The sequence below is a fragment of the Embleya sp. NPDC127516 genome, from assembly GCF_044765325.1.
In the GTDB taxonomy this organism is placed as follows: Bacteria; Actinomycetota; Actinomycetes; order Streptomycetales; family Streptomycetaceae; genus Embleya.
The window spans coordinates 111,054-131,870 of record NZ_JBIWJT010000002.1; the positions used below are offsets into that span (position 1 = coordinate 111,054).

Genomic DNA, 20,817 nt, shown 5'->3' on the forward strand with positions numbered 1-20,817 from the left:
CGGAGCCTCGGCCATCGGAGCCCCGATCACAGGAGCTCGGTCACCCGAGCCCCGACACCGAAGCCCGATCACCCGAGCCCCGATCACCCCTCGGCCTGATCGCCCTTGCGCTTGAGGTACCGCTCGAACTCGGCCGCGATCGCGTCACCGGACGCCTCGGGCAGGTCCTCGGTGTCACGCGCCGCCTCCAGCGAGCGCACGTACTCCGCGACCTCGGTGTCCTCGGCCGCGAGCTGATCCACCCCCACCTGCCACGCCCGCGCGTCCTCGGCCAGCTCGCCCATCGGGACGGTCACGTCCAGGAAATCCTCCAGCCGACGCAACAGCGCCAGCGTCGCCTTGGGCGAGGGCGGCTGCGCGACGTAGTGCGGCACCGAGGCCCAGAACGTCAACGCCGGCATCCCCGCGTGCGCGCACGCTTCCTGGAACACGCCCACGATGCCGGTCGGCCCCTCGTACCGGGACTGCTCCAGACCCACGTTCGCGGCCACCACCGGATCCGACGTGGTGCCGTTGACCGGGACCGGCCGCGAGTGCGGCGCGTCGCCCAGCATCGCGCCCAGCACCACTACCGTCTCCACGCCCAACTCGTGCGCGAAGCCCAACAGTTCGTTGCAGAACGAGCGCCAGCGCAGATTCGGCTCGATGCCGTGCACCAGCACCAGATCGCGGCGCGGCTCGGCCAACCGGACCACCGACAGCCGGGTGGTGGGCCAGGTGATCCGCCGGGTGTCCCCGTCCAGCCATATCGTCGGGCGATTGACCTGGAAGTCGTAGTAGTCCTCGGCGTCCAAGGCCGCGAAGACCTCGCCCTTCCAGACCCGGTCGAGGTGCTCGATCGCGGCGGAAGCGGCATCGCCCGCGTCGTTCCACCCCTCGAACGCGGCCACCATGACGGGGTCGATCAGCTCGGGCAGGTCGTCGAGCTCGATCACCCAGTGCCTCCTTCCGGCCGTGGCCGGGATCCGTGCGCCGCGGGCACCCGTCCCCGAGGCCGCGAGAGCTGTACGGTCCCCACATTACGGGTTGAGGCACCCTCGGCCAGACCCGCCCGCGTCGACTTCGCCCACAGTGAAATCCGGGCGACGCCCGGCGAACGCGACGCATACGGCCCGGTGAGCGCGGGTGAGCGCCGGGTGACCAGTGGGCGACGTCACCCGCGCGTCACCGGGCCGTGCGCGGCGAGCGCATTAAGCTGGCGCTCTGGCCCGATCCGTCTCGACGGACCCGGGCAAGCCGACAGCCGTCGCACCCATCGGAGACGCATTCTCATGACAGCCACCCCGCAGCAGCTTCGCGAAGCACTCGCCACCCGCGTCGTCGTCGCCGATGGAGCGATGGGAACCATGCTCCAAGCGCAGGATCCCAGCCTGGACGACTTCCAGGGCCACGAAGGCTGCAACGAAATCCTCAACGTCACGCGCCCCGACATCGTGCGCAACGTGCACAAGGAGTACTTCGACGTCGGCGTCGACTGCGTCGAGACCAACACCTTCGGCGCCAACCTCGGCAACCTGGGCGAGTACGACATCCAGGACCGCATCTACGAGCTCGCCGAAGCCGGCGCCCGGATCGCCCGTGAAGTGGCCGACGACTACTCCACCCCCGACCGGCCGCGCTGGGTGCTCGGCTCGATCGGCCCCGGCACCAAGCTGCCCAGCCTGGGCCACGTGCCCTTCGCCACGCTGCGCGACGCCTTCGAAGTGAACGCGGCCGGCCTGATCGACGGCGGCGCGCACGCCCTGCTCATCGAGACCAGCCAGGACCTGCTCCAGACCAAGGCCTCGATCATCGGCTCGCAGCGCGCGCTGAAGAAGGCCGGCATCGACCTGCCGATCTTCGCCCAGGTCACCGTCGAGACCACCGGCGCGATGCTGATGGGCTCCGAGATCGGCGCGGCACTGACCGCCCTGGAGCCGCTGGGCATCGACTTCATCGGGCTCAACTGCGCCACCGGCCCGGTCGAGATGAGCGAACACCTGCGCCACCTGGCCAAGCACGCCGGCATCGGGGTCACCGCGATGCCCAACGCCGGCCTGCCGATCCTGACCAAGGACGGCGCGCACTACCCGCTCACCCCCGAGGAACTGGCGGACGCGCACGACACGTTCACCACCGAGTACGGCCTGGCCCTGGTCGGCGGCTGCTGCGGCACCACGCCCGCGCACCTGAAGGCCGTCGTCGAACGCGTGCACGGGCGCGAACTCGCCCCCCGCAACCCCCGGCACGAGCCCGCCGCCGCGTCGCTCTACCAGTCGGTGCCCTTCCGCCAGGACCTGTCCTACCTGTCCATCGGCGAGCGCACCAACGCCAACGGCTCCAAGGCGTTCCGCGAGGCCATGCTCGAAGGCCGCTACGACGACTGCCTCGACATCGCCCGCGACCAGACCCGCGACGGCGCGCACATGCTCGACCTGAACATCGACTACGTCGGCCGGGACGGCGTCGCCGACATGAAGGCCCTGGCCGGCCGCTTGGCCACCGCCTCCACGCTGCCGATCATGCTCGACTCCACCGAGCCCGAGGTGCTCGAAGCGGGCCTGGAACTGCTCGGCGGGCGCGCCGTGGTCAACTCGGTCAACTACGAGGACGGCGACGGCCCCACCTCGCGCTTTCGCCGGATCATGCCGCTGGTCAAGGAACACGGCGCCGCCGTGGTCGCGCTGACCATCGACGAGGAGGGCCAGGCCCGCACCGCCGAATGGAAGGTCCGAGTCGCCGAACGGCTGATCACCGCGCTCACCGGCGAGTGGGGGATCAAGGTCTCCGACATCATCATCGACGCGCTCACCTTCCCGATCGGCACCGGCCAGGAGGAGACCCGCCGCGACGGCATCGAGACCATCGAGGCGATCCGCGAGATCAAGCGCCGCCACCCCGACGTGCAGACCACCCTGGGCCTGTCCAACGTCTCCTTCGGCCTCAACCCGGCCGCGCGCATCGTGCTCAACTCGGTCTTCCTCAACGAGTGCATCGAAGCCGGCCTGGACTCGGCGATCGTGCACGCCAGCAAGATCCTGCCGATGGCGCGCATCCCCGAGGAGCAGCGCGAGGTCGCCCTCGACATGGTCTACGACCGCCGCCGCGAGGACTACGACCCCCTCCAGCGCTTCCTGGAACTGTTCGAGGGCGTCGACGCCAAGTCGGTGCGCGCCACCCGCGCCCAGGAACTGGCCGCACTGCCGCTGAACGAGCGCCTCGAGCGCCGGATCATCGACGGCGAGCGGGCCGGCCTCGAAGAGGACCTGGACGAGGCACTGCGCGAGCGCAGCGCCCTGGTGATCATCAACGACACGCTCCTGGCCGGCATGAAGGTCGTCGGTGAACTCTTCGGCTCCGGCCAGATGCAACTGCCCTTCGTGCTCCAGTCCGCCGAGGTGATGAAGTCCGCCGTCGCGCACCTGGAACCGCACATCGAAAAGGTCGAGGGCGAGGACGGCAAGGGCACCATCGTGCTGGCCACCGTCAAGGGCGACGTGCACGACATCGGCAAGAACCTCGTCGACATCATCCTGTCCAACAACGGCTACAACGTGGTCAACATCGGTATCAAGCAGCCGGTCTCGGCCATCCTGGAAGCCGCCGAGGAACACCGCGCCGACGTGATCGGGATGTCCGGCCTGCTGGTCAAGTCCACCGTGATCATGAAGGAAAACCTCCAGGAGCTGAACACCCGCGGCCTGGCCGCCGGCTACCCGGTCATCCTCGGCGGCGCCGCCCTCACCCGCGCCTACGTCGAAGAGGACCTCTACGACATCTACGCCGGCGAGGTCCGCTACGCCCGCGACGCGTTCGAGGGCCTGCGCCTGATGGACGCCCTGATGGGCGTCAAGCGCGGCGTCCCCGGCGTCGAACTGCCCGCGCTGCGCCGGCGCAAGGTGGCCGCCGCCAAGGTGATCGAGACCGAACCCGAGGAGATGCCCGCCCGCTCGGACGTAGCCGTCGACAACCCCGTGCCCACCCCGCCGTTCTGGGGCGACCGCGTGGTCAAGGGCATTCAGCTCAACGACTACGCCTCGTGGCTGGACGAGCGGGCCACCTTCATGGGCCAGTGGGGCCTCAAGCCCACCCGGGGCGGCGACGGGCCCTCCTACGAGGAACTGGTCGAGACCGAGGGCCGCCCGCGCCTGCGCTACTGGCTCGACCGCATCGTCACCGACAACCTGCTCGACGCCGGCGTGGTCTACGGCTACTTCCCGTGCGTGTCCAAGGGCGACGACCTGATCGTGCTCGACGACGCGGGCAACGAACGCACCCGGTTCACCTTCCCGCGCCAACGCCGCGACCGGCACCTGTGCCTGGCCGACTTCTTCCGCCCGGAGGACTCCGGCGAGATCGACGTGGTCGGCTTCCAGATCGCCACCATGGGCCCGCGCCTGTCCGACGCCACCGCGAAGCTGTTCGCCGAGAACGCCTACCGCGACTACCTCGAACTGCACGGCCTGTCCGTACAGCTCGCCGAGGCCCTGGCCGAGTACTGGCACGCCCGGGTGCGCGCCGAACTCGGCTTCGCGGGCGAGGACCCGAACGACCTCGACGGCATGCTCAAGCTGCACTACCGCGGCGCGCGCTTCTCGCTCGGCTACGGCGCCTGTCCCGACCTGGAGGACCGGGCCAAGATCACCGCCCTGCTGGGGCCCGAGCGGATCGGCGTCGAGCTGTCCGAGGAGTTCCAACTGCACCCGGAACAGTCCACCGACGCGATCGTGCTGCACCACCCCGAGGCGAACTACTTCAACGCCCGCTGAGACAACCCGGCCCACCCGTCACCCAAGAACGAGGCACATGCTCGGCGACGTCGTAGGAACCCTCGCCTGCCCGCACTGCGGCGCGGACCTGGCGGCGGCGGACCACACCCTGCGCTGCGCCGCCGGGCACAGCTTCGACGTCGCCAAGCAGGGCTACGTCAACCTGCTCACCGGCACCGGCTCGGTCGGCACCGCCGACACCGCCGCCATGGTCGCGGCCCGCGTCGACTTCCTCGGCGCGGGCCACTACGACCCGATCGGCGACGCGCTGGCCGCCGCGAGCGCAGGCGCCGTGCCCGGCGCCCTCGTCGACGTCGGCGCGGGCACCGGACACCACCTCGCCCACGTGCTGGACACGCTGCCCGAGCGGCACGGGCTGGCCCTGGACATCTCCAAGTACGCGCTGCGCCGGGCCGCCCGCGCACACCCGCGGATGGGCGCCGCCGTTTGCGACGCGTGGCGCCCGCTGCCGGTACGCACCGGCGCCGCGGCACGGGTGCTCAACGTGTTCGCCCCGCGCAACCCGCCCGAACTGCACCGGATCCTGGCCGCCGAGGGCACCCTGCTGGTCGCCGCGCCCACCACGGGACACCTGGCCGAACTGGTGCCCGCGCTCGGCCTGCTCCAGGTCGACCCGGACAAACAGGAACGCATCGACGCCAAACTCGCGCCCTGGTTCACCGTGCGCGAGCGGCACACGCACACCTTCACCATGGCGCTCGACCACACCGCCATCGCCACCGTGGTGGCGATGGGCCCCAGCGCCTGGCACACCGACCCCGGCCGGCTGCGCTCCACGATCGCGGAGCTGGCGAACCCGCTCGCCGTGACCGCTTCGGTCACCGTTTCCGCATACGACCCCGTTCGGCGGTTGCCCAATCCCTGACGGGGCCGCACAATCGAGGACCCGCCGGAGCCAACCGGCGGATCGCACCCATGGAGAACCCGCGTGAGGAGATCGACCCACCCCATCCACACCACGATTTCCCGTACCGGGGGAGAGGCGGCCACACGATGACGGCAGCGCTCACGACCACGACCGGAGCACGCCCGGGCCACGGCCTCGGGGCGGTCCTGTTCGACATGGACGGCACCCTGGTCGACACCGAACGCAACTGGTTCGCCACCGAGACCGCCGTCATGGCCGACCTCGGCTTCACCCTCACCGCGCAGCACGCCGAGCACCTGCTCGGCAGCCCGATGGAGCGCGCCGTCGCCTACCTTCTCTCGGTCTCCGGCCTCGACGTCGCGCCCGCCGAACTCGAGCACCGGATCAACACCGGCATGGTCGCCGCGCTGCGCGACGGCGTGGACCTGCGCCCGGGCGCCAAACGGTTGCTCGCCGAGGTCGACGACGCCGGCGTGCCGTGCGCGCTGGTCACCGCGTCCCAGCGGGTGATCGTCGACGCGGTGCTGCCCTCGTTGGGCGCCCACCACTTCCGCTTCACCCTGGCCGGCGACGAGATCGCCCGTACCAAGCCACACCCCGATCCGTACCTGACCGCGGCCCGCCGGCTGGACGTCCAGCCGTGGTCCTGCGTGGTCGTCGAGGACTCGCCCACCGGCATCGCCTCCGGCGAGGCGGCCGGCTGCGTCGTGCTGGCGGTGCCGAGCATGACGCCGATCACGCCCGCGCCGACGCGCACCGTGGTCGACTCCCTCGAAGAGGTCGACCTGGCCTTCCTGGGCGAACTGGTCCGCTCCCGCGTCGCCCGCTGAGCCGGCCGCGCCCCCACGCGCCGCGCCCCGCACCCCGCGCGCCGAACCCGAGGCGGTCGGGTGCCGACCCCCGCCGTACACCGTCGGCACAAACAGGTGGGAGCGGACGGGCCCGAAGGCCCGTCCGCTCCCACATCCCCGTGTTTCCCCCGTACTGCGTTCCCCCGTGTACTGCGGTACCGCGTTTTCCCCGTGTACTGCGTTCCCCCGTGCCGGAGCCCCCGTGCTCCGACCCGTACTGCTTCCCCGTCGGTCCTGTCGACCTCCCGGCGGCGGTTTCCCCCGTCCCCGTGACCGCCGAGAGGTCTCCCGGTCGTGCTCCGTCCGAACCCCGAGAGGATCGGACCCCCGTACTACCCCCGTAGTACATCCCCGCGGTTCCCGTTTCCGGGTTCCCCGTGTGTTGTCCAGTGTTGGTGATCGCGAACGGCAGGGCTTCAGGGAAGTCCCTCGCGTTCGCCGCACCCCCTCGCCCGCGCCGCCACACCGTTGAGTACGGCCCGCGACTCCGCCCCGAGGAGGAGATCGGCCCACCGCTCCTCCCAGGGGACGAGACCGGGCCCCTGAGGGGTCTTAACCCCCGGCCAAGGGCTCTACCGTAAGAGATGTGCGCGCCGTGACCCCAGCCCCGGACACCCCCGCCGGGACCTCAGCCCCGCCCGGACCGAACCCATCGGTGCCCCGGCTCGCCCGATCACGGGCCTGCCTGGCCGACTTCGTCCAGGAACTCCGCCGCGACACCCGCCAACCCTGGCCGCGCCCCACCGTGCTCGACCTGGCACTGGTGCTGCTGCTGACGGTCTTCGCCGTGGGCGGCCTGTACTTCCACGAACTCGGCCGCGACGACGTCCGCGACCCGGACGTGTGGGGCATCCTGCTCGCCGTGCTCACCGCCGTCCCGCTGCTGTGGCGCGGCGCGCACTCGCTGCGCGTGCTGATCGCGGTCAGCGTCGCCGGGCTGATCCTGGCCGGCGCGAACTACGAATCCGCCGGCGCCGGGATCGGCCAGATCGTCGCGCTGTACGCGGTCGCGGTCGGCCGCTCCCGGGTGCCCGCCGCCTGCGCGCTCGCGTTCACCGAGAGCGCCACCATCGCGTGGCTCGCACTGCGCGACAGCGACGTGGAGTTCCTCGACATCGTCGCCAACCTCGCCGCGATGTTCGCGGTCTGGGCGTTCGCCCGCAGCGTCGGATTCCGGCGCGCCTACACCGCCGAACTCGAGGCCCGCGCCGACCGCCTGGAGCGCACCCGCGAGGCGGACACCCGCGCCGCGATCGCCGAGGAACGCGGCCGGATCGCCCGCGAACTACACGACGTGGTCGCCCACCACGTCTCGGTGATGACCGTGCAGGCCTCCGCCGCGCAGCGGATGGTCGCGCGCAATCCGGACCGGGCCAAGGAGGCGATGGCCGCGGTCGAGCAGACCGGCCGCGGCGCGCTGGTGGAGATGCGTCGCCTGGTCGGCATCCTGCGCGACACCACCGACGTGGTGGGCGGGCCCAACGAGGGCCACAACGCCCCCCAGCCGGGCCTGGACCAACTCGACACGCTGGTCACCCAGGTCCGCGAGGCCGGGCTCCCGGTCGAGCTGTCCCTGGAGGGCGCCCCCTGCGAGCTGCCGCCGGGCATCGACCTGGCGGCCTACCGGATCGTCCAGGAAGCCCTGACGAACACGCTCAAGCACGCAGGCCCCGCCGAGGCCCGGGTGCTCCTGCGCTACAGCCGCACCGAACTCCTGGTCCGCGTCGCCGACGACGGCCGAGGCGGCAGCACCGTACCCACCGGCGACCGCACCGGGCACGGCCTGCTCGGGATGCGTGAGAGGGTCTCCCTCTACGGTGGACGCCTGTACGCGGGGCCCCGGGTCCAGGACGGCTTCGAGGTCCTCGCGCGTATCCCCCTGTCCACCACGAACACCGCCGACACCGCCGCCCCGCCGGACGGTGTCGCCCCCGACCGACTGGAGCAGACCCGCCCATGACGATCCGCGTCATCCTGGTCGACGATCAGCCACTGCTGCGCACCGGCTTCCGGATGATCCTGGAGGCCGAGCCCGACATCGCCGTGGTCGGCGAGGCCGCCGACGGCGAACAGGCCGTCGAACAGGTCCGCGCCCTGCAGCCCGACGTGGTGCTGATGGACATCCGCATGCCCCGCATGGACGGCGTCGAGGCCACCCGGCGGATCGCCGGATCGGGCCGCGACGGGGAGAACACCGCCCGTGTGCTCGTGCTCACCACCTTCGACCTCGACGAATACGTGGTCGAGGCGCTGCGCGCGGGAGCGAGCGGTTTCCTGCTCAAGGACGTGCCCGCCGACGACCTGGTCACCGCGATCCGGGTGATCGCCGAGGGCGAGGCGCTGCTCGCGCCGAGCATCACCCGGCGGCTCCTGGACATGTACGCCGCACGGCTGCCCTCCGCCGAGGACCCCACGCCCGACACGCTCGCGATGCTCACCGAACGCGAGGTGGAGGTGCTGCGCCTGGTCGCGCGCGGGATGTCCAACGCCGAGATCGCCGCCGAGTTGTACGTCAGCGAGACCACGGTCAAGACCCACGTGGGCCACGTGCTGACCAAGCTCGGCCTGCGCGACCGGGTCCAGGCCGCCGTCTACGCCTACGAGAGCGGCCTGGTCCGCCCCGGCGCGATCTGACCGGGGCGGCGACCGGCGGCTACGCGGGCACCACGGGCAACGGATACACCGGAGGTGTGCCACCGAACTCGGGGCACACCTCCCGGTGATCGCACCACCCGCACAACTTCGACTTCCGGGGCAGCCACTCGCCCGTCCGGGTCGCCAGATCGATCGCCTGCCACAGCGCCCGCAGCTTGCGCTCGACCGCCAGCAACTCGCCCTCGTCCGGGTCGTAGGTGATCACGTCACCGCTGCCCAGATAGACGAGCTGCAACCGGCGCGGCACCCGGCCGTGCTGCCGCCACAACACCAGCGCGTAGAACTTCATCTGGAACAGCGGCTTGTCCTGGAACATCGGCGACGGGGCCTTGCCCGTCTTGTAGTCCACCACCCGCAGATCGCCCGCCGGCGCCACGTCGAGCCGGTCCACGACCCCGCGCAGGATCAGGCCGTCCTCCAGCGTCGTCTCCACGTAGAGCTCGCGCCGGGCCGGCTCCAGCCGGTTCGGATCCTCCAGCGTGAAGTAGCGCTCGACCAGCTTGTCCGCGTCCTGCAACCAGGTACCCAGACCCGCGACGTCCTCGCCGAACAACTCGGCCAACTCCGGGCGCTCGGCCAGCAACTCGTCCCACGCCGGCCGCACCATCGCCACCGCCCGCTCCGGCGTGCGCTCGCCGCTGGGCAGGTCGAACAGCCGCTCCAGCACCGTGTGCACGACCGTGCCGCGCGTGGCCGCGGCGCTCGGCTTCTCCGGCAGCTTGTCGATCACCCGCAGCCGGTACAGCAGCGGACACTGCATGAAGTCCGCGGCCCGGGACGGCGACAACGACACCGGTGGCCGGGGCCCGCGCTCACCGCCCTGGGCGGGCACCACGACACCCGCGGTGTCGCCGGCGGGCTCGACGGCCGGGGTGTCCTCGTCGGAGGCGGTCTCGGAGGGGCTGACACTCATGGCGACCACCCTAAGCGTGCGGGGCGACACCCTGAGCGCCCGAGGGGCGGAGCGCCTCTGTCAATCGCCACTACCGCTCAGTAGAGTCCCGGCACCACGGGTCCCACACACCCCATCCGCAACCTCGACGGAGGTCCCATGCGCGTCCCCACCCGCACCCGGCTGCACGTGGCCGCCGCGATCACCGGCGGCCTGCTCCTGGCGGGTCTGCCCACCCCGGCGTCCGCGCAGGAGGACCGGCACGGCCGCGGGCCGGACAAGATCACGGTCGGCGACCGCACCTTCATCGCCGACGAGCGCGGCCGGGCCACCCAGTGGCGCGGCTTCAACATCGGCGACAAGGAACACCGGGGCGCGGAGGCGTTCAAGGACGTCACCGAGAAGCAGTTCCGCGAACTCTCCGACCGCGGCTTCAACCTGGCCCGGGTGCTGTTCTTCTGGGACGACCTGGAACCGAGCCCCGGCCGCTACAGCCGCGACTACCTGGCCCGGATGGAACGCATCCTCGGTTGGGCGGAGAAGTACCACATCAAGGTCGTGCTGGACGCCCACCAGGACATCTACGGCCCGTACTTCAACGACCACCGGGGCAACCCGGAATGGACCACCCGCGACGAGGGCCTGCCGTACGAGCCGGTCCCCGGCGACTGGTTCGCCGAGTACTACACGCCCGGCGTGCAGGCCGCCTTCGATCACCTGTACAACGACCGCGACCTGCGACGCGCGCACGCGCAGATGTGGATGAAGGTCGCCGCCACATTCGGCCGGCACCCCGCCGTGCTCGGCTACGACCTGATGAACGAGCCGATGGGCCGCTTCCGCGAGGGCGAGGACATCCCCACCGCCGCCGCCCGGCTCGAATCGACCCAGATCACCGACATGTGGAACCGGCTCACCGACGCGATCCGCCTGGTCGACCGACGCAACTGGATCCTGGTCGAACCCACCCCCGTGGTCGGCCTGGGTCTGCCCACCGCGCTCGGCCCGATCACCGACGACAAGGTCGTCTACGCCCCGCACTTCTACGAGACCGCGATGGAGACCGGCGCCGACTACGACCCCGACGGCGGCTTCATCGAGAACTACGAGGCCGCGATCACCGCCTACCCGAAGGCGAACAAACTCCCGGTGATCGTGGGGGAGTGGGGGCCGCCGGACCAGTCGCTGCCCAACATCCCGCTGTTCTACAAGCGGATGACCGCGGCCATGGACCGATTCGGCACCGGCTGGGCGGGCTGGCAATGGTGCAACGGCGGCGGCTACTGCACGCTGGACGCCGACGGCCGAATGAAGCCCAACAACAAACTGCTGGTGCAGCCCTACGCGCGCGCCGTGGCCGGCAATCCCGAGAGCTTCGGCTACAACCCGGACACCCGCACCTACACGCTCACCTTCACCACCCGCCGGGGCGCCCAGGGCCCCACCGAGATCGCCCTCCCCAAGGACGTCTACGCCAAGCCCCCGACCATCCGCGTCACCGGCCCCGGCCGCACCCACACCGACACCCGCGACAACACGGCCCGAATCACCACCACCCGAGACGGCCGCTACACCATCACCATCACTCCCTGACCCCCCGAGCCGGCAGGCATCACCACCAGACCCGGCCGGCGCCGCGTCGGCCCGGCCGGGCTTGAAGCCAAGCCGAACACCACCCACCGCAACCATCACGCCAAAGGCGTACGAACCCTTCAGCCCGGCCGGCGGTGAGGCCAAAACAAGCCAAGCACCACTTGCGCAACCACCACGCCAAAGCCGTACGAACCCTCCAGCCCGGCCGGCGTTCGAGGCCAAACAGAGCCGAGCACCACCGACCGCAACCGCGACGACCACCCAGCCCGGCCGGCGCTCGAGGCCAAGTAGCCCGGCCGGCGAGTGAGGCCGAAGAACCCCGCCCTCAACCCCGCATCATGGCCAAAAACGCATGCTCGACATCGCTCCGGGACAACACCCCGTACACCCCGCCGTCCCGCTCCACCACCAGGTACTCACTCGCCGGCGCCGCCCGCATCGCAACCAGCAGATCCTCCCCGGCCAGATCCGCGCCCACCTTCATCCCCGGCCCCAGATCCCGCGCCAACGGCCCCACCGCCACCCACGGCCTGCGGTGCTCCGGCGTCGCCAACACCGCGGCCTCACGCACCACCCCGACCGGATCCCCGCCCCGATCCACCACGACCAGCCCGCGCGCACCCTCCTCGTGCGCCCGCCGCAGCGCCTCCGACAACGGCACATCCGCCGCCACCGGGATCGCCCGCCGGGTCAACAACCGCACCCGCAACTCCGGCAACCGCTCCCGCAGCCGCTCCGCGCGCAGCGACTGCACCGCACCCGCCCACATGAATCCGGCCACCAACGCACCGAAGATCAACGTGTACGTGCGCGCTCCCGCGTCCGCGCCCAGCGACCACAGCGCCGCCGCGATCAGCACCACCACCGCGAGCACCCGACCCGCCCAGGACGCCGCGATCGTGCCGGCCAACGGCCGCCCGCTGACCCGCCACACCACCGCCCGCAACATCCGGCCACCGTCCAGCGGCAGCCCCGGCAACAGGTTGAACGCGGCCACCAGCAGATTGGACACCGCCAACAACGCGACCATCCGCCCCGCCAGCGTGTCCACGTCCAGCGCCAGACCGATCACCCAGAAACCGCCACCGAGCAGCAGTGACAACGCCGGACCCGCCGCCGACACCAGGAACTCGTGCCGGGCCGTCTCCGGCTTGTCGATCTCGGACACCCCGCCCAGGAACTGGATGGTGATCCGCCGCACCGGCAAGCCCAGCCGCAGCGCCGTCACCGCGTGCGCCAACTCGTGCACCAGCACGGACACGTACAACAGCACCGCGAAGCCGAACGACAACACGAACCGCCACGGACCCAGATCCGGGAACAGGCTCTCGAAGGTCGGCGCGAACAACACGGTGATCACCGCGGCGATCACGAACCACGTCGGCGCGACATAGACCGGCACCCCGAAGGGGCGCCCCATGAGCAGGCCACGCCTCGGCTCCCGGCGCGGGGCGTCGTCCTGCCGCATCCTGCGTCCCTGCGGCCTGCTCGAATCAGTCACGTCCAAGATGCTATGCAACCGAGTCCCGGTTTGACCCCCACGGGGCCCGCACCCACGCGTCGGAGCGTCGTCCACGACCGACTAGGCTGACCCCCATGTCCGAACCGACCGGTGCCGCGCGCAGGCGCGGACCCTTCCAGGTCGGGGACCAGGTTCAGCTGACCGATCCCAAGGGCCGCCACCACACCTTCACGCTCGAAGCGGGCAAGGCGTTCCACACCCACAAGGGCTCGTTTCAACACGACGCGCTGATCGGCGCTCCCGAAGGGACCGTCGTACGGTCCACCGGGAACACCGACTACCTCGCGCTGCGACCTCTGCTCCCCGACTTCGTCCTGTCCATGCCCCGCGGCGCCGCGGTGATCTACCCGAAGGACGCCGGCCAGATCCTCGCGATGGCCGACATCTTCGCCGGCGCCCGCGTCGTCGAGGCCGGCGTCGGCTCCGGCGCGCTGAGCACCTTCCTGCTCCGCGCCATCGGCGACACCGGGCAGCTCGCCTCCTACGAACGCCGACAGGACTTCGCGGACATCGCCCGCAAGAACGTCGAGCGCTATTTCGGCGCCCCCCACCCCGCCTGGAAGCTCACCGTCGGCGACCTCCAGGACAACCTCGTGGAGACCGGGGTCGACCGGGTGATCCTCGACATGCTCGCGCCCTGGGAGTGCCTGGACGCGGTCTACAAGGCGCTCGCGCCCGGCGGCCTGGTGTGCTGCTACGTGGCCACCACCACGCAGCTCTCGCGCACCGTGGAGACCATGCGCGTGATGAACTGCTTCACCGAGCCGCAGCCCTTCGAGTCGATGGTCCGCTCCTGGCACGTCGAGGGCCTCGCGGTCCGCCCCGACCACCGGATGATCGGCCACACCGGCTTCCTGGTCACCGCCCGGCGCCTCGCCGACGGGGTCGAGCCGCCGCTGCGCCGGCGCCGCCCGTCCAAGGGCTCCTACGGCGACGACTACGCCGGCCCCGGCGCGGAGGCCGGTACCCCGCTCGAACCCTGACCCATCGTCAGGCAATGGTTGAGACAAGGCGGGCCGGGACCCTGTACCGGGACCCGGCCCGCCCCATAAGGTCGTCCACCGTGGCGGACGATCACCCTGAGACCCGGCCCGCGCGCGGCGACAGTACCCGCGGGCTCGTGACCACCGACGCACCATCCGACACCTCCGCGCGCCGGCGCGTCGAGGTCCCCGACGTCCGCAACGGCATCGCCTTCGCCGCCGCGGCCATCGTGTTCGCACTCATCGTCGGCACCGGCCTGGTGATCTGGGCCGCGGCCTCCCTGGACGGCGGCATACCGGGCGTCACCGCGCCCGCCAGGGACCGGCCCAATCAGCAGGATCCACCGGCCGCGCCGCGCACCATCCAGCCGGGGGAGAACACCACGAGCACGTCGCATCAGGGGCAGGCGGCGGGTCACGCTCCCGAGGCCGCGCAGGCCGTGCCGATCTCCCGCAGCCGATCCGCCGGCGGCCCCACCGAGGCGGAGCTCGCCCGGATCGACTTCCCGATCGACTGCCCGGGCGTGGGCGCACAGCTCAAGACCGTGCTGACCGACCCGACCGGCCCCACCGTGGTCCGGGTCGAGTGCGCGGCCGGCTCCGGCTCCCCACCCGCCGCGCTGCTGGCCTACGCCGCCGCGGACACCGGCACACCCCGGCTGGTGGCCACCCTGCTCGACACCGACGAGGGCCTGCTGGTGAGCGACGTCACCCGGGACGGCGACTCGATCACCGCGCACACCCTGGGCTGGTCCGGCCCGGACGTCCCCCGCTGCTGCCCCGACGTCGACGGCACGCTCCGTTGGCGTCTCACCCCGCTCGGTGCCCAACGGATCTGACGCGTCGCCAGACCGGGGCGTACGAAGCGGAATTCAGGACGCGTCCGGCCCATACACCTCGACGCCGTCGGAAACCCGACGCATGTGGATGCAATCGCCGGGACACTTGCGTGTGGCGTCGATCACTTCCACCAGCAGTGGCGCGGGCACCGGGACCACCGCGCCCGGCTCGGTGCGCAGCTCGTCGTCGTCGCCCTTGACGTACGCGAGGCCGTCGATGTCCAGCTCGAAGACCTCTCGCGCGTATTGGACGCAGATGCCGTCCCCGGTGCAGAGATCCTGATCGATCCAGACCTCGAGGGGTTCGTTTTCCGCGGACATGCGGCCTCTCTCTTCACCGATTCGTATCGACACGCGACCAACAGACCCTACTCGCGGCTGCTTCCCGAGGTGGTGAGGTGGGTATCTGATCCTCACAAGCGTGGGGGCAATCGCACGGGTGAAGATCGGACACGCCCGGACAGTCTTGCTGATCAAGGGGTTTCAACCCCTCCTGCCGTAGGTAGGGTCGGAGACGTCGCAGCTCCCAGGAGGAGGTGAGGGCCGTGGCAGTCCACGACGACGACATGAACCGTGGTGGGAGGCCGGCTCGGGGTACGGACGACCTCGTAAGCCAGGTTTCTTTTCTAGAGCAGGAAGTCGCCGTCCTGCGTCGCAAGCTCGCCGACTCACCGCGCCAGAGCCGTTTGCTCGAGGAGCGGGTCGTCGATCTTCAGACGTCCTTGGCCGGCATGACCACACAGAACGAGCGATTGGTCGCGACCTTGAGGGAGGCCCGCGACCAGATCGTGGCCCTCAAGGAGGAAGTGGACCGACTCGCCCAACCCCCCTCGGGGTTCGGCGTGTTCCTACAGGCCAACGAGGACGGCACGGCGGACATCTTCACCGGCGGGCGCAAGCTCCGGGTGAACGTCAGCCCCAACATCGAGCTCGACGAACTCCAGCGTGGCCAGGAGGTCATGCTCAACGAGGCCATGAGCGTGGTCGACGCGATGGAGTTCGAGCGGGTCGGCGACGTGGTGATGCTCAAGGAACTGCTCGAGGACGGCGAACGAGCCCTGGTCATCGGGCACACCGACGAGGAGCGCGTGGTGCGCCTCGCCGAGCCGCTGATGGACTCCCCGCTGCGCGCGGGGGACTCGCTTCTGCTCGATTCCCGATCGGGCTACGTGTACGAGCGGGTTCCCAAGAGCGAGGTCGAGGAACTGGTCCTCGAAGAGGTCCCGGACATCGACTACACCAAGATCGGCGGTCTGCGGAACCAGATCGAGATGATCCGCGACGCGGTGGAGCTGCCCTACCTCCACCCCGACCTGTTCAAGGAACACGAGCTGCGCCCGCCCAAGGGCATCCTGCTCTACGGCCCCCCCGGCTGCGGCAAGACGCTGATCGCCAAGGCGGTCGCGAACTCGCTCGCGAAGAAGGTGGCCGAGGCCCAGGGCAACGAACAGGGCAAGAGCTACTTCCTCAACATCAAGGGTCCCGAACTGCTCAACAAGTACGTCGGCGAGACCGAGCGGCACATCCGCCTGGTCTTCCAGCGGGCTCGTGAGAAGGCCAGCGAGGGCACCCCCGTCATCGTCTTCTTCGACGAGATGGACTCGCTCTTCCGCACCCGAGGGTCGGGCGTCAGCTCGGACGTGGAGAACACCATCGTTCCGCAGCTCCTGTCCGAGATCGACGGCGTGGAGGGCCTGGAGAACGTCATCGTGATCGGCGCCTCCAACCGCGAGGACATGATCGACCCGGCCATCCTGCGGCCGGGCCGGCTCGACGTGAAGATCAAGATCGAGCGTCCGGACGCCGAGGCGGCCAAGGACATCTTCGCCAAGTACCTCAAGGTCTCGCTGCCGCTGCACGACGACGACCTGGTGGAACACGGCGGCAACCGGGCCGCCACGGTCACCGGGATGATCCAGGTCGCGGTGGAGCGGATGTACTCGGAGAACGACGAGAACCGCTTCCTGGAGGTCACCTACGCCAACGGTGACAAGGAGACCCTGTACTTCAAGGACTTCAACTCCGGCGCGATGATCGAGAACATCGTCGGTCGCGCGAAGAAGATGGCGATCAAGGACTTCCTGGAGCACCGCCAGAAGGGCATCCGGGTGGCCCACCTGCTCGCCGCGTGCGTCGACGAGTTCAAGGAGAACGAGGACCTGCCCAACACCACCAACCCCGACGACTGGGCGCGGATCTCCGGCAAGAAGGGCGAGCGGATCGTCTACATCCGCACGCTGGTCTCGGGCAAGCAGGGCGACGAGGCCGGTCGCTCCATCGACACCGTGGCCAACACCGGTCAGTACCTCTGATCCCGATCGAGTACCGATTGACCACCGATGCCGCGGCCCGTGTTCAGGTCGAACACGGGCCGCGGCGCCGTGCCGGGACGACACGTCAGCACAGGGCAATAGTTCCGGCCGTATCCCCAAGGCAATCCAACGGCAATAGGCTCGGCAGCATGACCAGGGTGTACCCGGATCACGGAGAGTGTGACTCGGGTACCGGCCGGGTGAGGGACGAGGGGGTCGCATGACCGTCCGGCGTGTGATGGGCATTGAAACCGAGTACGGGATCTCCGTACCCGGACATCCGAACGCCAACGCGATGTTGACGTCTTCCCAGATCGTGAACGCGTACGCCGCAGCGATGCAGCGGGCCCGGCGGGCCCGCTGGGACTTCGAGGAGGAGAATCCGCTGCGCGACGCGCGCGGGTTCGACCTCGCGCGCGAACTGGCCGACTCGAGCCAGCTCACCGACGAGGACGTCGGCCTCGCCAACGTGATCCTGACCAACGGCGCTCGGCTCTACGTCGACCACGCCCACCCGGAGTACAGCGCGCCCGAGACCACCAACCCGCGCGACGCGGTGATCTGGGACAAGGCCGGCGAACGCATCATGGCCGAGGCCGCGCGGCGCGCCGCCGAGCTGCCCGGCGGCCAGCAGATCCTGCTGTACAAGAACAACACCGACAACAAGGGCGCGTCCTACGGCACGCACGAGAACTACCTCATGCAGCGCGCCACGCCGTTCGCCGACATCGTCCGGCACCTGACCCCGTTCTTCGTCTCCCGCCAGGTGATCTGCGGCGCGGGGCGGGTGGGCATCGGCCAGGACGGCTCCGCCCACGGCTTCCAGATCAGCCAGCGAGCGGACTACTTCGAGGTCGAGGTCGGCCTGGAGACCACGCTCAAGCGGCCGATCATCAACACCCGCGACGAGCCGCACGCGGACGCCGAGAAGTACCGGCGCCTGCACGTGATCATCGGTGACGCGAACCTGTCCGAGGTGTCCACCTACCTCAAGCTCGGCACCACCGCGCTGGTCCTGTCGATGATCGAGGACCGCTTCCTCGGCAACGACCTGACCGTGGACCAGCCCGTGCGCACGCTGCACGAGGTCTCCCACGATCCCACCCTCAAGCAGCTCATCACGCTGCGCAACGGCCGCAAACTGACCGCGATCCAGCTCCAGCTCGAATACCTCGAGTTGGCCCGCAAGTACGTGGAGAACCGGTTCGGCAAGGATGTCGACGCGGACACCACCGACGTGCTCGACCGCTGGGAGTCGGTGCTCGCCCGCCTGGAGACCGACCCGATGTCGCTCGCGCGCGAGCTGGACTGGGTGGCCAAGCTGCAACTCCTGGAGGGCTACCGACAGCGGGACGCCCTCGAGTGGGACGCGCCGAGGCTGCACCTGGTCGACCTCCAGTACGCGGACGTACGGCCCGACAAGGGCCTGTACAACAAGCTGGAGGACCGCTTCGAGCGGATCGCAGGCGAGGCCGAGGTGCAACGCGCGGTGCACCTGCCGCCGGAGGACACCCGGGCGTACTTCCGCGGTCGCTGTCTGGAGCAGTACGCCGACGAGGTGGCCGCCGCCTCGTGGGACTCGGTGATCTTCGACGTCGCGGGTCACGACTCGCTCCAGCGGGTACCCACCCTGGAACCGCTGCGCGGGACGAAGGCCCACGTGAAGGACCTGCTGGACCGCTGCCGCACAGCCGAGGATCTGGTCCGGGCCCTCACGGGTGGGTGACCTCGCGCGTTCGCGGGAACAAAGCGAATGAACGGATAAATCCCCTTCCGGAACACCTGGCATCCGACACTCGTTGGCACCTACACCCCCGCTCCTTCGGGATCGGGGGTGTAGGCCCTCCGGGGAATGGATAAGCACCGGTTCAAGGAAATGATCACAAGGTGGGGTGAGTGACATGGCCACTAAGGACAGCGGCGGTCAACAGCGCGCGACAAAGCGCTCGGAAGAGGTCGACGAGACCACTACCGAGGCACAGTCCGACGTGCAGGAACGACAGGAGAAGTTGACGGACGACGTCGACGCGGTATTGGACGAAATCGATGAGGTGCTAGAGGAGAACGCTGAGGAATTCGTTAGGGGATTTGTCCAAAAGGGTGGTGAATAGGGGTAAATGTCCGATTTGAAATCGGGCAAGAATTGCCCTGACTGTAAGGGATGGAAGCCCGCTCAGGACTTCGGATCTAACGCAGCGAGTCCTGACGGGCTTTCATTCTATTGCCGTGAGTGCAACCGAAGGCGTAATGCGCAGAGTTATCGTGCCCGGCGGGAGCGTGCCGGATTCAAGGTTCGTCCGAAGGTGGATGTGCCGGACGGCCATAAGCGTTGTCCGAAATGCGAACGGATCAAACCGCATTCCGAATGGCATAAAAGTTCCCGGCAATGGGACGGGCCGGCGGCGAACTGTAAATCCTGTCGCAAAATCGACGGTCGCGCCGGATACTTCATGCGCAAATACGGCCTCACCGAGGCCGACCTGCAGCGCATGCTCGCCGACCAAATGGGCGTATGTCCGATCTGTGTCGCAGCCAGGCCCGAACACGTCGATCATGATCACGAAACCGGTAGGGTCCGAGCCGTACTCTGCTTCAACTGCAATGCCGCACTGGGCATGTTCAAGGATCGACCCGACGCGTTGCGCCGGGCCGCAACCTATGTGGAAGGGATCGTGTGGAAGCCAACACTCGTGGCACCGGGCGTCTACCGGCTGCCTTCCTGACCCCCGGGTCGTCCTCGTTCGCCGAATTTCTCGACGCCTACCGGCCCGAACTGTTGCCCGCGCGTAGGACGCCTCCGGTGCAGCCCGTGACGATCGAGGCGCCGCACGGCACCACGATCGTGACCGCGACGTTCGACGGTGGCGTGGTGATGGCCGGCGACCGGCGCGCCACGATGGGGAACCTGATCGCACAGCGGGACATCGAGAAGGTGTTCCCGGCCGACGAGTACTCGGTCGTGGGCATCGCCGGCACCGCCGGCCTCGCGGTCGAGATGGTCCGGCTGTTCCAGGTCGAGCTGGAGCACTACGAGAAGATCGAGGGCACCACGCTGTCCCTCGAGGGCAAGGCCAACCGGCTGTCGCAGATGATCCGCGGCAACCTCGGGATGGCCATGCAGGGCCTGGCGGTGGTGCCGTTGTTCGCCGGCTACGACGTGGACGGCGGGGCCGGGCGGATCTTCAGCTACGACATCACCGGCGGCCGGTCGGAGGAGCACGGCTTCCACTCGGTGGGTTCGGGCTCCCTGTTCGCCCGAGGCGCGCTGAAGAAGCTGTACCGCCCCGGTCTGGACGCCGACGGCATCGTGACGGTGTGCATCCAGGCGCTCTACGACGCCGCCGACGACGACTCCGCCACCGGCGGGCCGGACCTGACCCGGCGGATCTACCCGGTGGTGACCCTGGTGACCGAGGACGGCATCCGCCGGCTCTCCTCGGAGGAGGTGGGCGCGATCGTGCGCACCGTGGTCGACGCGCGGATGGAAGACCCCAACGGCCCGACCGCGCCGCTGACGTGACCCCGATGTCGAG

At 69.8% G+C, this 20,817-nt stretch carries 17 protein-coding genes; 13 read left to right on the plus strand and 4 right to left on the minus strand.

What is annotated here, in order from left to right:
* Positions 1-83: 83 nt before the first annotated feature.
* Complete coding sequence (locus ACIRL2_RS03070; RefSeq protein ID WP_395873002.1) at positions 84-935, minus strand: PAC2 family protein; 852 nt, start codon at positions 933-935, stop codon at positions 84-86.
* Between the two features lie 336 nt (positions 936-1,271).
* On the opposite strand from ACIRL2_RS03070, the gene metH reads away from it, so the two are divergent.
* The 5 genes from metH (at position 1,272) to ACIRL2_RS03095 (ending at position 9,122) form a co-directional block, all read left to right on the plus strand.
* Positions 1,272-4,748: a methionine synthase gene (gene metH, locus ACIRL2_RS03075; protein WP_395873003.1), complete on the plus strand. Its 3,477-nt coding sequence runs from the start codon at positions 1,272-1,274 to the stop codon at positions 4,746-4,748.
* Positions 4,749-4,785: 37 nt separating this feature from the next.
* Positions 4,786-5,634, plus strand: coding sequence for a putative RNA methyltransferase (locus ACIRL2_RS03080; protein ID WP_402229796.1), 849 nt, complete (start codon positions 4,786-4,788; stop codon positions 5,632-5,634).
* A 128-nt stretch (positions 5,635-5,762) separates the two neighbouring features.
* Positions 5,763-6,467, plus strand: a complete 705-nt coding sequence (locus tag ACIRL2_RS03085; protein WP_395873005.1) for an HAD family hydrolase — start codon at positions 5,763-5,765, stop codon at positions 6,465-6,467.
* A 676-nt stretch (positions 6,468-7,143) separates the two neighbouring features.
* Positions 7,144-8,448, plus strand: coding sequence for a sensor histidine kinase (locus ACIRL2_RS03090; RefSeq protein ID WP_402229798.1), 1,305 nt, complete (start codon positions 7,144-7,146; stop codon positions 8,446-8,448).
* Positions 8,445-9,122, plus strand: a complete 678-nt coding sequence (locus ACIRL2_RS03095; protein ID WP_020552051.1) for a response regulator transcription factor — start codon at positions 8,445-8,447, stop codon at positions 9,120-9,122. Before ACIRL2_RS03090 ends, ACIRL2_RS03095 begins: the two co-directional genes overlap by 4 nt.
* Positions 9,123-9,141: 19 nt before the next feature.
* Here the strand turns inward: ACIRL2_RS03095 and ACIRL2_RS03100 are convergent, their stop codons facing one another.
* Positions 9,142-10,056, minus strand: a complete 915-nt coding sequence (locus ACIRL2_RS03100) for a RecB family exonuclease (RefSeq protein ID WP_402229801.1) — start codon at positions 10,054-10,056, stop codon at positions 9,142-9,144.
* 138 nt (positions 10,057-10,194) lie between these two features.
* Between ACIRL2_RS03100 and ACIRL2_RS03105 the strand changes: the two genes are divergently transcribed.
* Positions 10,195-11,628 (plus strand): cellulase family glycosylhydrolase, encoded by a 1,434-nt coding sequence (locus ACIRL2_RS03105; protein WP_395873008.1) that lies wholly within the window; start codon positions 10,195-10,197, stop codon positions 11,626-11,628.
* A gap of 325 nt (positions 11,629-11,953) precedes the next feature.
* Here ACIRL2_RS03105 and ACIRL2_RS03110 read toward each other — a convergent pair whose 3' ends face one another.
* The gene (locus ACIRL2_RS03110) at positions 11,954-13,129 is read right to left on the minus strand and encodes a M50 family metallopeptidase (protein WP_395873009.1); all 1,176 of its coding nucleotides are present in this window, start codon (positions 13,127-13,129) and stop codon (positions 11,954-11,956) included.
* A 95-nt stretch (positions 13,130-13,224) separates the two neighbouring features.
* On the opposite strand from ACIRL2_RS03110, the gene ACIRL2_RS03115 reads away from it, so the two are divergent.
* Complete coding sequence (locus ACIRL2_RS03115; RefSeq protein ID WP_402229804.1) at positions 13,225-14,133, plus strand: tRNA (adenine-N1)-methyltransferase; 909 nt, start codon at positions 13,225-13,227, stop codon at positions 14,131-14,133.
* A 137-nt stretch (positions 14,134-14,270) separates the two neighbouring features.
* Positions 14,271-14,972 carry a hypothetical protein gene (locus ACIRL2_RS03120; protein WP_395873011.1) on the plus strand — a complete coding sequence of 234 codons (702 nt, stop codon included), beginning with the start codon at positions 14,271-14,273 and terminating at the stop codon, positions 14,970-14,972.
* A gap of 33 nt (positions 14,973-15,005) precedes the next feature.
* Here the strand turns inward: ACIRL2_RS03120 and ACIRL2_RS03125 are convergent, their stop codons facing one another.
* Positions 15,006-15,293 (minus strand): ferredoxin, encoded by a 288-nt coding sequence (locus ACIRL2_RS03125; protein ID WP_395873038.1) that lies wholly within the window; start codon positions 15,291-15,293, stop codon positions 15,006-15,008.
* Between the two features lie 224 nt (positions 15,294-15,517).
* Between ACIRL2_RS03125 and arc the strand changes: the two genes are divergently transcribed.
* From arc to prcB, 5 genes are all read left to right on the plus strand, one after another.
* Positions 15,518-17,284, plus strand: coding sequence for a proteasome ATPase (gene arc / locus ACIRL2_RS03130; protein ID WP_402229808.1), 1,767 nt, complete (start codon positions 15,518-15,520; stop codon positions 17,282-17,284).
* A 220-nt stretch (positions 17,285-17,504) separates the two neighbouring features.
* On the plus strand, positions 17,505-19,010 hold the full coding sequence (gene dop, locus ACIRL2_RS03135; RefSeq protein WP_395873013.1) for a depupylase/deamidase Dop: 1,506 nt from the start codon (positions 17,505-17,507) through the stop codon (positions 19,008-19,010).
* Between the two features lie 175 nt (positions 19,011-19,185).
* Entirely contained in the window at positions 19,186-19,395 is a 210-nt protein-coding gene (locus ACIRL2_RS03140) for a ubiquitin-like protein Pup (protein WP_395873014.1), read from the plus strand.
* A 192-nt stretch (positions 19,396-19,587) separates the two neighbouring features.
* On the plus strand, positions 19,588-20,007 hold the full coding sequence (locus tag ACIRL2_RS03145; RefSeq protein WP_402229812.1) for an endonuclease VII domain-containing protein: 420 nt from the start codon (positions 19,588-19,590) through the stop codon (positions 20,005-20,007).
* Complete coding sequence (prcB, locus tag ACIRL2_RS03150) at positions 19,959-20,804, plus strand: proteasome subunit beta (RefSeq protein WP_395873016.1); 846 nt, start codon at positions 19,959-19,961, stop codon at positions 20,802-20,804. The genes ACIRL2_RS03145 and prcB overlap by 49 nt, the downstream gene beginning before the upstream one ends.
* The last annotated feature ends 13 nt before the right edge of the window (positions 20,805-20,817 follow it).

Excerpts from the sequence above, each read along its gene's own strand:
- metH (WP_395873003.1), top strand. The coding sequence starts at position 1,272 with ATGACAGCCACCCCGCAGCAGCTTCGCGAAGCACTCGCCACCCGCGTC.
- ACIRL2_RS03080 (WP_402229796.1), top strand. The coding sequence starts at position 4,786 with ATGCTCGGCGACGTCGTAGGAACCCTCGCCTGCCCGCACTGCGGCGCG.
- ACIRL2_RS03085 (WP_395873005.1), top strand. The coding sequence starts at position 5,763 with ATGACGGCAGCGCTCACGACCACGACCGGAGCACGCCCGGGCCACGGC.
- ACIRL2_RS03095 (WP_020552051.1), top strand. The coding sequence starts at position 8,445 with ATGACGATCCGCGTCATCCTGGTCGACGATCAGCCACTGCTGCGCACC.
- ACIRL2_RS03100 (WP_402229801.1), bottom strand. The coding sequence starts at position 10,056 with ATGAGTGTCAGCCCCTCCGAGACCGCCTCCGACGAGGACACCCCGGCC.
- ACIRL2_RS03105 (WP_395873008.1), top strand. The coding sequence starts at position 10,195 with ATGCGCGTCCCCACCCGCACCCGGCTGCACGTGGCCGCCGCGATCACC.
- ACIRL2_RS03115 (WP_402229804.1), top strand. The coding sequence starts at position 13,225 with ATGTCCGAACCGACCGGTGCCGCGCGCAGGCGCGGACCCTTCCAGGTC.
- ACIRL2_RS03125 (WP_395873038.1), bottom strand. The coding sequence starts at position 15,293 with ATGTCCGCGGAAAACGAACCCCTCGAGGTCTGGATCGATCAGGATCTC.
- dop (WP_395873013.1), top strand. The coding sequence starts at position 17,505 with ATGACCGTCCGGCGTGTGATGGGCATTGAAACCGAGTACGGGATCTCC.
- ACIRL2_RS03140 (WP_395873014.1), top strand. The coding sequence starts at position 19,186 with ATGGCCACTAAGGACAGCGGCGGTCAACAGCGCGCGACAAAGCGCTCG.